The 9,040-nt window shown below is 72.9% G+C and carries 9 protein-coding genes; 2 read left to right on the top strand and 7 right to left on the bottom strand.

Translation table 11 applies throughout. The features are described from left to right. The 3 genes from MFF54_RS20090 to MFF54_RS20080 all read right to left on the bottom strand — a co-directional run. The coding region (locus MFF54_RS20090; protein ID WP_373321211.1) for an anti-sigma factor family protein at window positions 1-470 on the bottom strand (470 nt) is incomplete at its 3' end. Between the two features lie 79 nt (window positions 471-549). Further along, window positions 550-1,185, bottom strand: coding sequence for a sigma-70 family RNA polymerase sigma factor (locus MFF54_RS20085; protein ID WP_238305030.1), 636 nt, complete (start codon window positions 1,183-1,185; stop codon window positions 550-552). Window positions 1,186-1,274: 89 nt separating this feature from the next. Continuing rightward, on the bottom strand, window positions 1,275-2,408 hold the full coding sequence (locus tag MFF54_RS20080; RefSeq protein WP_238305038.1) for a patatin-like phospholipase family protein: 1,134 nt from the start codon (window positions 2,406-2,408) through the stop codon (window positions 1,275-1,277). Between the two features lie 418 nt (window positions 2,409-2,826). Between MFF54_RS20080 and ispG the strand changes: the two genes are divergently transcribed. Next, window positions 2,827-4,140, top strand: a complete 1,314-nt coding sequence (ispG, locus tag MFF54_RS20075) for a flavodoxin-dependent (E)-4-hydroxy-3-methylbut-2-enyl-diphosphate synthase (protein ID WP_238305028.1) — start codon at window positions 2,827-2,829, stop codon at window positions 4,138-4,140. A gap of 68 nt (window positions 4,141-4,208) precedes the next feature. Here the strand turns inward: ispG and MFF54_RS20070 are convergent, their stop codons facing one another. Next, a complete protein-coding gene (locus tag MFF54_RS20070; RefSeq protein ID WP_238305020.1) occupies window positions 4,209-5,207 on the bottom strand; it encodes a tyrosine recombinase XerC in 999 nt (332 codons plus the stop codon). 184 nt (window positions 5,208-5,391) lie between these two features. Between MFF54_RS20070 and MFF54_RS20065 the strand changes: the two genes are divergently transcribed. Continuing rightward, window positions 5,392-5,574 (top strand): hypothetical protein, encoded by a 183-nt coding sequence (locus tag MFF54_RS20065; protein WP_238305018.1) that lies wholly within the window; start codon window positions 5,392-5,394, stop codon window positions 5,572-5,574. A 51-nt stretch (window positions 5,575-5,625) separates the two neighbouring features. Here the strand turns inward: MFF54_RS20065 and MFF54_RS20060 are convergent, their stop codons facing one another. The 3 genes from MFF54_RS20060 to MFF54_RS20050 are packed head-to-tail and all read right to left on the bottom strand — an operon-like array spanning window position 5,626 to window position 8,875. Further along, window positions 5,626-6,702, bottom strand: coding sequence for a glycosyltransferase (locus tag MFF54_RS20060; RefSeq protein ID WP_238305016.1), 1,077 nt, complete (start codon window positions 6,700-6,702; stop codon window positions 5,626-5,628). 15 nt (window positions 6,703-6,717) lie between these two features. Further along, window positions 6,718-7,797 (bottom strand): glycosyltransferase family 2 protein, encoded by a 1,080-nt coding sequence (locus tag MFF54_RS20055; RefSeq protein ID WP_238305014.1) that lies wholly within the window; start codon window positions 7,795-7,797, stop codon window positions 6,718-6,720. Window positions 7,798-7,801: 4 nt separating this feature from the next. Then, a complete protein-coding gene (locus MFF54_RS20050) occupies window positions 7,802-8,875 on the bottom strand; it encodes a glycosyltransferase family 4 protein (RefSeq protein WP_238305000.1) in 1,074 nt (357 codons plus the stop codon). Between the last annotated feature and the right edge of the window lie 165 nt (window positions 8,876-9,040).

Here is a 9,040-nt window from a genome sequence, read left to right as displayed (position 1 = left end):
GTGGCGGCCTCGATCGCGGCGCGGTCGTAGGTGCTGCCGCTTCGCTGCGAGGCGACGCGGGCGCGCATCTGCGCCACTTGGCGAGCCTGCTGTGCATCCTCGATCAGGGTCGGGTCGACGGGCGCCGCGATGGTGCCGGGCACGCCGAAGCGGCCGACCTCGTCGTGGGCGAGCCAGCCCGCGCCGACCATCACGGCGATCGCCGCCGCCCGCTTCAGCCGCGCGCCGACGCGGCGCCAGCGCATGGAGCGGTCGATGCGCCGGGCCGCGTGGCGGTTGCGCTCGGGGCCGGGGCCCGGCAGTTGCGCGAAGGCGGCCCGCAGGGCGTCGCGGTCGTGCAACTCCGCCATCACGCGGGCGGCCGTCGCCGGGTTCGCGGCGAGGTGCGCCTCGACTTCGAGGCGGCGCATCACGTCGAGCTGGCCGTCGATATAGGCGGTGAGATCGCCGTCTGTGATCGGGTCGATCATCGGGGTCGTCCTGCGTCGTAAGAACTCTGTCGTCGCGGCCTCCGTCGGGTCGCGGGCGGTGTCGGGGGAGGGGGCGGTTCTACCAGCCGCGCAGGGCACGGCGGGAGAACGGCTCCGGTGCCGTGGCGGTTTCCGGCGGGAGCCCACCATCGGTGGCGACGAGGCGCAGCGGCGTGCGCTCGACCGGCCGCGGGCGCGTGGTCGCCCCGCCCTCCTGCCCCTTGCGGGCGCCCTCCTCGAAGGCCCGCAGCGCCGCGCGCCCGCGGCCGAGCCGGGACATCAGGGTGCCGATCGGGATGCCGAGGACGGCCGCCGCATCCGCGTAGGCCATGCCCTCGATGGTGACGAGGTGGAGCGCGGCGCGCTGCTCCTCCGGCAGGGTGAGGAAGGCCTCGCGGATCTGGGCGAGGCGCACCTGCCCCTCCTGCGCCGGGGGCGCCATGTCGTCGCTCATCTGCACCAGAACGTCGGCGTGGCGCAGTTCCACCTGCTTGCGGCGCTGATCGTCGATGAAGACGTTGTGCAGCACCGTCATCATCCAAGTGCGCAGGTTGGTGTTCGGCCGCAGGGCGTTCTGCGATTCGAGGGCGCGCACCAGGGTGTCGTGCACGAGATCGTCGGCCCGCAGGGTGTCGCGGGTCAGCGACCGGGCGTAGCGCCGCAGCGGCACCAGCAGGTCGACGATGTCCGGGCGCTTCATCTTGTCGAGGCTCATACGCATTGAACGTCGGCCGCCGCGGACCTAATCCCGTCCGCGGCGCGCGAAATGGTCCGGCCGTGTCCCGGCGCACACGCGCCGCAGCGCTACTGGTAGGCGGATTCCAGGTCCAGGCTGCAGGAGCGCCCGATCTTGTCGTAGTGCTCGCCGAGCCAAGCCTCGGCCGCCTTGCGGCCCTTGTCGCGCAGCCGCAGGAACACCCGCCAGCGCGCGTCGAGCTTCGAGGCGGCGTTGTAGTCCTCCAGCGCGTCGGTGCCGTCGATGCGGTGGACGAGCACGCGCTGGTACTGGCCCTGGCCGAGCACGCCCTCCTCGATCAGCCCGTCCACGAAGTCGATCGCGCGCAGTTCCCGCATCAGGTTGGCGTTGAAGGTGATCTCGTTGAGCCGGTCCTGAATCTCGCGCTCGGTGCGGGGCGTCTCGCGTCGCTCCACCGGGTTGATCTGCACGAGCAGGATGTCGCGGGTCTGCGCGCCGCGGTGAAGCGGGTAGAGCGCCGGGTTTCCCAGATAGCCGCCGTCCCAGTAGGGCACGCCGTCGATCTCCACCGCCTGGAACACGGTCGGCAGGCAGGCCGAGGCCATCAGGTGGTCGACGGTCAGCCGCTCGCGCTCGAACACCGCGAGCTTGCCGGTCCAGACATTGGTGGCCGAGACGTAGATGCCGGCGGTGTCGCTCGCGCGCAGGCGGTCGAAATCGACCTGGGCGGCCAGCGCCTTGCGCAGCGGGTTGATGTTGAGCGGGTTGGAGACGTAGGGGCTCGGCGTCAGCGCCTTGGTCCAGAACTCGGCGACCGGGTTGCCCTTCCACAGGCTCAGGAAGCTGTTGACCAGGCCGCGGGTGGCGGGGCCGAGATCGCCGTCGAGGCTAACCTCGCGCCAGAACCGCTCCAGGCCCTCGCGGGCGCCGTCCGGCCCGCCCTTCAGCCAGCCGTCCACCAGCACGACCCCGTTCATGGCGCCCGCGCTCGCGCCCGTCACCGCCTCGAAGCCAAGGCGGCCGTCCTCGATCAGGTGGTCGAGCACGCCCCAGGTGAAGGCGCCGTGCGCGCCGCCGCCCTGAAGCGCCAGGGCGACGTTCTTCTCCGCCCTGGGGCCCGCCAGGATCTGCCGGGGCGGATGAGTGTTCTCGAGGGCGTCGCCGACCGGTGTCGCGACATCGGTGCTCGGAACGGCGGTGGCGGGATTGTCGGGTTCGGACCCGTGCGGATACTCGCTCATCATGTCCTCGAACATGGGATGCTGCGGCGCCGTTGCAAATGCTGCACCGCGGTAGGCGGGTGCGAGGCCGCGCGTCGGGGGCCCCCGCAGGACCAACGCGGGGGAACCGCGGAACGGAGCCGAAGATCCGGCCGAACGCATCCGCCGGCATCCGCGCCGCGCGCGCATGGCACCGCGGCGCGGCGTGAACTCGACATCCGTGCGCGGATGCGACATGAGACGCGCGAAATGGGCCCGTTCTGCACTCCGTACGGTGGTGTGGCTTGACGTTGCGGTGGATCGACCGCAGCTAAACCTCTCCGTGCGCGGTGCGCGCGCGACCCGAATCGTACCGAAGACAGACGCGACGGCAGCGGGCGGCCCGGGTCCGTGAGGACCCGCCCCGACGCGCCCGAGGCCTTGAAGCGAAGGTCCCCCGATGGAAGCCATGGAAGCCGAGACCCGCCCCGCGAACCCGCTGGCCGGCGCAGGGCCGGAGATCGCCGGACCCGCCCCCCGCCACCGCACCGCCGGCGTGCAGATCGGCCAGGGCGAGGGCGCGGTCACCGTCGGCGGCGGCGCTCCGATCGTCGTCCAGTCGATGACCAACACCGACACGGCCGACATCGACGCCACGGTGGCGCAGGTCGCCCAGCTGGCGCGGGCCGGCTCGGAGCTGGTGCGCATCACCGTCGACCGCGACGAGGCGGCGGCAGCGGTGCCGAAGATCCGCGAGCGCCTGGACCGGATCGGCGTGCACGTGCCGCTGGTGGGCGACTTCCACTACATCGGTCACAAGCTCCTCTCCGACCATCCGGCCTGCGCCGAGGCGCTGGCCAAGTACCGGATCAATCCGGGCAATGTCGGCTTCAAGGAGAAGAAGGACACCCAGTTCTCGACCATCATCGAGCAGGCGATCCGCTACGGGAAGACCGTGCGGATCGGCGCCAACTGGGGCTCGCTCGACGGCGAACTCCTCACCCACCTGATGGATGAGAACGCCCGGTCGCCCCGGCCGATCGATGCGCGCGCGGTGATGCGCGAGGCGATGGTGCAATCGGCGCTCTCCTCCGCCCAGCGCGCCGAGGATCTGGGCCTGCCGAAGGACCGCATCATCCTCTCGGCCAAGGTCTCGGCGGTGCAGGATCTGATCGCGGTCTACCGCGAGGTGGCCCGCCGCTCGGACTACGCGATCCATCTCGGCCTCACCGAGGCGGGCATGGGCACGAAGGGCGTCGTGGCGGCCTCGGCCGCGATCGGCGTCCTCCTGCAGGAGGGTATCGGCGACACGATCCGCTACTCGCTGACGCCCGAGCCCGGCGGCGACCGCACGGTCGAGGTCAAGGTCGCGCAGGAACTGCTGCAGACCATGGGCTTCCGCACCTTCGTGCCGCTGGTGGCAGCCTGCCCGGGCTGCGGGCGCACCACCTCGACGACCTTCCAGGAACTCGCCCGCGACATCCAGAACTGGATCGCGCGCTCGATGCCCGAGTGGAAGAAGACCTATCCGGGCGTCGAGGGCCTCAACGTTGCGGTGATGGGCTGCATCGTGAACGGCCCCGGCGAGTCGAAGCACGCCGATATCGGCATCTCGCTGCCCGGCACCGGCGAGAGCCCGAGCGCGCCGGTCTTCATCGACGGCAAGAAGGCGACGACCCTGCGCGGCGCCAACCTCGCCAAGGATTTCGAGACCCTCGTGACCGACTACATCGAGCGCCGCTTCGGCCAGGGCGCCCGCGACGCGGCCGAGTAACCCGGGATCCCGAAGGGCCGGAGGTCCTTCGGCGGGGTCTCGGGGCAGAGCCCCGGGCTAGGTCTCGCCTATGCCCGCGGCCGCGGCACCGGCATCCGCCCGGCCCGCGGATGGGCCGCCTCGAAGGCGCTCATCAGCCGGGCGGCATCGACCTTCGTGTAGAGCTGCGTCGTAGAGAGCGAGGCGTGGCCGAGCAACTCCTGGATCGCGCGCATCTCGCCCTGACGGGCCAGGAGGTGCGTGGCGAAGGAGTGGCGCAGCGCGTGAGGCGTGGCGCTCTGCGGGAGCCCGAGCGCGCCTCGGGCGCGAGCCACCGCGTACTGGATGATCCGGGCCGAGAGCGGCCCACCCCGGGCGCCGACGAAGAGGGGCCCCTCCAGTGGCAGCGGGTGCGGGCAGGCGGCGATGTAGGCCGCCACCGCCTCGGCCACCACCGGCAGCACCGGCACCATGCGCGGCTTGCCGCCCTTGCCGAGCACGGTCAGGGCGTCGCTGCCGGGCAGCGGCGCGTCCTCACGCCGGATGCCGAGCGCCTCGGAGATGCGCAGGCCCGCCCCGTAGAGCAGCGCCAGCACGGCGGCGTCGCGGGCCAGGATCCAGGGCTCGCGGTCCTCGCCCGCGCGCAGGTCCGGATCGGTCAGCGCCTTGGCGGCGCCGACCGGCAGCGGCCGCGGCAGGCGCCGCTCCACCTTCGGCGAGCGCACGGCGCCGAGCGCCGCCACGACGCCGTGCCCCTCGCGCTCCAGGTGGCGGGCGAAGGAGCGCAAGCCCGCGAGCATGCGCATCAGCGAGCGGCCGTCGACCTCGTCCGCCCGGCGCGCCGCCATGAAGCCGCGGATGTCGCGCGGCTTCAGCGCGACGAGGCCCACGATCGTCGGGGTACCGCCGCGCCGCGCCAGAAATTCGAGGAACTGGCGCAGATCGCGGGCATAGGCCTCGACCGTGTTGGCCGCCATGCGGCGCTCCTGCGCGAGCGCGACGCTCCAGCCACGGATCGCGGCGCGCAGGTCCGGATCGGCCGGCAGCCGCGCAAGCTCGGCCTCGGTCAGGGGAACGGCAGGGGGCATCGGGATCTCGACGGGATCGCGCGGGCGTATCCGCAGATCGAGGCCCAAGGCCATTGAGGCGGGGTTAACGCGGCGGAGCCTTGCGGGAGCTTGTGCCTGAGGGCTCACGCCTGAGGACTTGCAACCCAATGCCGGTCCGAACGTTGACCGCGCAGAACGAGAGCAGTCTTCCCGAAGGCATGCAATGAGCATCTTCCAGATCAAGCAGAAATCGAACGGCGCCGTGCTCTGGACGGGCTCGGCCGACGACGAGCAGACCGCCCTCGACGCCATGGCGCGCGAGGCCGGGTACCGCGATTTCTCCGCCCTGCCTGACACGCTCCGCGCGGCCGGCATCCAGGCGTCGAAGCTCGACCTGATCTCCTGAAGAGATCCCCTCGGACGCCCGCTGCGCGGCGGGCGTCCGCACAGCCTCCCCTCAGACAATAGCTCGGATCGGTGCCGCATCCCCGCGGCGCTCCCACCAGGCGGCACGCTCCGCGATGAAGGCGGCCGTTCGGGCAAGGGCTTCCGGCTCGGCGAGGCTGCCGATGCGCCCCGGGTCGAGGGCCAGTCCCGCCGCCACGAGTTCTCCCCAGCGGGCCGGGTTCGGCCAGCCCTCGTGCAGCACGGCCGCGCCGAGTCGCGCCAAGCCGCGCGCCTTCTCGACCTGCTCGCCGTAGCCCCGCTCTTCCGGTAGGCAGACGAAGCGTTTGCCCCGCGCGGCCACCGCCGCGACGACGCCGTCGCCCGCTCCCCCCACCACCAGGGCCGCCCGCGCGATCCAGGGCTCCACGTCAGGCACCCAGCCATGCAGGTGCAGGTTCGGCGGTGTCGCGGCCTCGCCCGCGACGGGGCCGAGCACGTGCCAGTCCCGCTCCGGGAGCGCCCGCGCGGCCGCCGCCAGATCGGCACGCGCACCGCCCGCGCCGCCACGGCCGAACACCACGACGATCGAGCCGTCTTCGCCACCGTCCGGGGCGGCGGGTGCCGGCCCGAGGAGGCCGGCATAATGGGTCTTGGCCCGAACCCAGTCAGGGGTCGCGGCGCTCTCCAGAACCTCCGGGAACGGCGCGATCAGCCGGTCGGCGCTGCGGAAGGCCTCCAGATGCGGCAGGTCGGTGCGCGTGCCTGCGAGCCGCACCACCAGGGTCGGCAAGGACAGCAGGCGGGCGAACAGAGCCACCTCGCAAGAGACGTCCACCACGAGCAGCGCCGGGTCGGTCTCCGCCGCCCAGGCGGCGATGCGGGCCATCCGGGTGCGCAGACCTGAATGGGCGAGCGGCGCGTAGTGGAGGCTGAGCGGACGCTCGGGCTCGCCGTCCCGCCCGTCGAAGCCTTCGGCGAGCCGATCGTCGGGCAGGTTGATCACCGGGCCCGGCGTACCCGCGGTGTCGATGCCGGTGAAGGTGCCGAGAAGGGCGCAGGGACGATCCAGCGCGGCGGCGACCGCGCAGGCCCGGTGCCAGTGCCCGGCTCCTTGGTGGTGGACGTAGTAGCCGATGGGGCGGGTCATGGGCGCTCCGCAGCGCTAGGCCGCCGCCCGGAGGGTGCGGGCGATGCGCTCCAGATCGGCCAGGGCCGCGTCGAGATCGACGAAGCGGGCGGGGGGGGGCGCTGCCTCCAGCAGCGCGTGGACCCGCTCCACGTAGGCGATGTCGTTCGGGCAGGTGCCGTCGGCGATCGCGGTCTCGACCGCCGCCACCGCCTCGGGCGCGAGGCCGACGTCGCGGCAGGCGGCGCGGCGGGCCGGCTCGCCCCGGCGCCAGGCCTGGCGCAGCGCGGCGCGACGCTCGATCAGGACGAGCCAGTGCGCGGCCTCGGGCAGCTCGTAGGGGCTGCCGCTCGCGACCGCATCCTCGCGACGCGCCATCTCGGTCGCCATGCCCCCGCTGACCCGGCCCTCGCGGCGGGCCGAGACGTGGACCGCGACGGACGGGCAGTGGCGCAGGCGGGCGCCCTGCCGGATGAGACGGGCGACCAGCGCGTTGTCCTCGCCGCAGGGGAGGGCCGGCAGGCCGCCGACCGCGCGGTAGAGGTCGGCCCGGAACGCGAGGCTCGCCGCCGTGTGGTCGCCGTGGCGCGGCGCCGGATCGTGGGGCGGCGGGTCGATGAAGTCCTCGAGGGCGCGCACGCCCGCCCAGTAGCGCTCGATCCGGGCGTGCAGGTCGGCGAGAGCCGGCGGCACGGCGCCCTCGGCGTCGATGACGAGCCGGCCGCCGACCACGTCCGCCTGCTGCAGGGCAGCGAGATTCGCGGCGAGCCAAGTCGGCGGCAGCCACGCATCTGCGTCGGTAGTGAGCAGGAGGCCGTCCGGCTGGCCATCGGCGCCAAGCCAGTCGGCGCCGGCTTCCAGCGCCATCCGGCGGGCGGTGCCGACATGGGCCTCGGGGGCCGGGATCGCGGCCTCGATGGTGCGGAGCGCCAGGGTCGGCAGCGCGCCCGCGAGGTCGCGCACGATCTCCGGCGTACCGTCATCGCAGTTGTTGGCGAGCACCACGACCCGCAGCGGCGCGGCCTCGGAGACTCCCTCCTGCGCCGCCAGCGAGCGGAGCAGGCGCGGCAGCCGCTCGGCCTCGTTGCGGGCGGGGATGCAGACGACGGCGCTCACCGGGTCACTCCGCGGCGCTGAGGAGCGGCCGGACCTGCTCGGCCAGCATCTCGGCGTAGACGGCTTCGTAGCGCGCGGTCATCGCGGCGGCGTCGAAATGCGTCTCGACCCGGTCGCGGCAGGCGCGGCGGCTCAAGCCGGCGGCCCCCCGGATCGCCCGGGCGAGGTCGCTCGGATCGTCCGCATCGGCGAGCCGGCCGCAGGAGGCGTCGAGGATCTCCGGCATGGCGCCCCGGCGGAAGGCCGCCACCGGCGTGCCGCAGGCGATGGCCTCGGCCACCACGAGGCCGAAGGGCTCCTCCCAGCGCGGCGTGACCACCGCCACCCGGGCGCGGCCGAGATGGGCGGCGAGCTCGCGGTGCGAGAGATGGCCGAGATGCTGCAGATCGGGCCCGAGCCGCGGCGCGATCTCGCTCGCCCAGTAGGCCGGGTTGAGCTTCGGCCCGGCGAAGACGAGGCGGAAGCCGGCCGCGCGGGCGGCATCGATGGCGAGGTGCAGGCCCTTCTCCGGCACGATGCGGCCGAACCAGAAGGCGTAGGTCTCCGGATCGGGCTCGGCGCTGTAGGGGAAGGTGGCCAGGTCGATACCGTTCGGCACGACGTCGAGGCTCGGGATGAGGTCCGTCCACTCGCGCGCCAGGGTCTGGGAGACCGCGAGGTAACGCATGTCGGGCCGCGCCGCCTCGATCCCGCCGACGAGGGACTCGAAGGGCGGCGTGTGCAGCACCGTCACCCAGGGAATGTCGAAGTCGCCGCTCTCCCGCAGGGGCAGGGCGTGCAGGGAATTGTTGTGCACGAGGTCGAAGCCGCCCACGGCCACCGCGTCGAGGATCCGGCGGTAGGCCGCGTGCTCGGCCGCCTCGATCGCCGCCCAGCGCTCGGGATCGCCCAGATCCTCGCCGGTCGGCGGGCAGACGAAGGTGGCCAGCTCCGGGTCGGAGCCCTCGGAGGCGAAGAGCGTGACGTCGTGCCCGCGGCGCCGGAGCTCCCGCGTCATCAGATGGGTGTGCATCTCCAGGCCACCCGCGTAGGGCTGGCCGATCGGATACTTCAGATGGGCGATGACAGCGATCTTCACGCGGCGAACCGTGGTTTGAGGTTGCAGCAGTTCGGGAGAATGCTGGACCGGGGCGCGCAGGGAACCTCGGTGACTGAGCCGTATGGAACGGCATCGGCCATGAAGGTTCGCTGAACCGCCGCACAGGTCAGGATTAAAAATACGAAAGGGGCGGGCGGCGGATGG

The organism is Methylobacterium gregans, assembly GCF_022179245.1.
Taxonomy (GTDB): domain Bacteria; phylum Pseudomonadota; class Alphaproteobacteria; order Rhizobiales; family Beijerinckiaceae; genus Methylobacterium; species Methylobacterium gregans.
This window is presented reverse-complemented; position numbering and strand designations above follow the sequence as displayed.

Coding starts and splice junctions, on each gene's coding strand:
- MFF54_RS20085 (WP_238305030.1), bottom strand. CDS start 1,185: ATGAGCCTCGACAAGATGAAGCGCCCGGACATCGTCGACCTGCTGGTG.
- MFF54_RS20080 (WP_238305038.1), bottom strand. CDS start 2,408: ATGAGCGAGTATCCGCACGGGTCCGAACCCGACAATCCCGCCACCGCC.
- ispG (WP_238305028.1), top strand. CDS start 2,827: ATGGAAGCCATGGAAGCCGAGACCCGCCCCGCGAACCCGCTGGCCGGC.
- MFF54_RS20070 (WP_238305020.1), bottom strand. CDS start 5,207: ATGCCCCCTGCCGTTCCCCTGACCGAGGCCGAGCTTGCGCGGCTGCCG.
- MFF54_RS20065 (WP_238305018.1), top strand. CDS start 5,392: ATGAGCATCTTCCAGATCAAGCAGAAATCGAACGGCGCCGTGCTCTGG.
- MFF54_RS20060 (WP_238305016.1), bottom strand. CDS start 6,702: ATGACCCGCCCCATCGGCTACTACGTCCACCACCAAGGAGCCGGGCAC.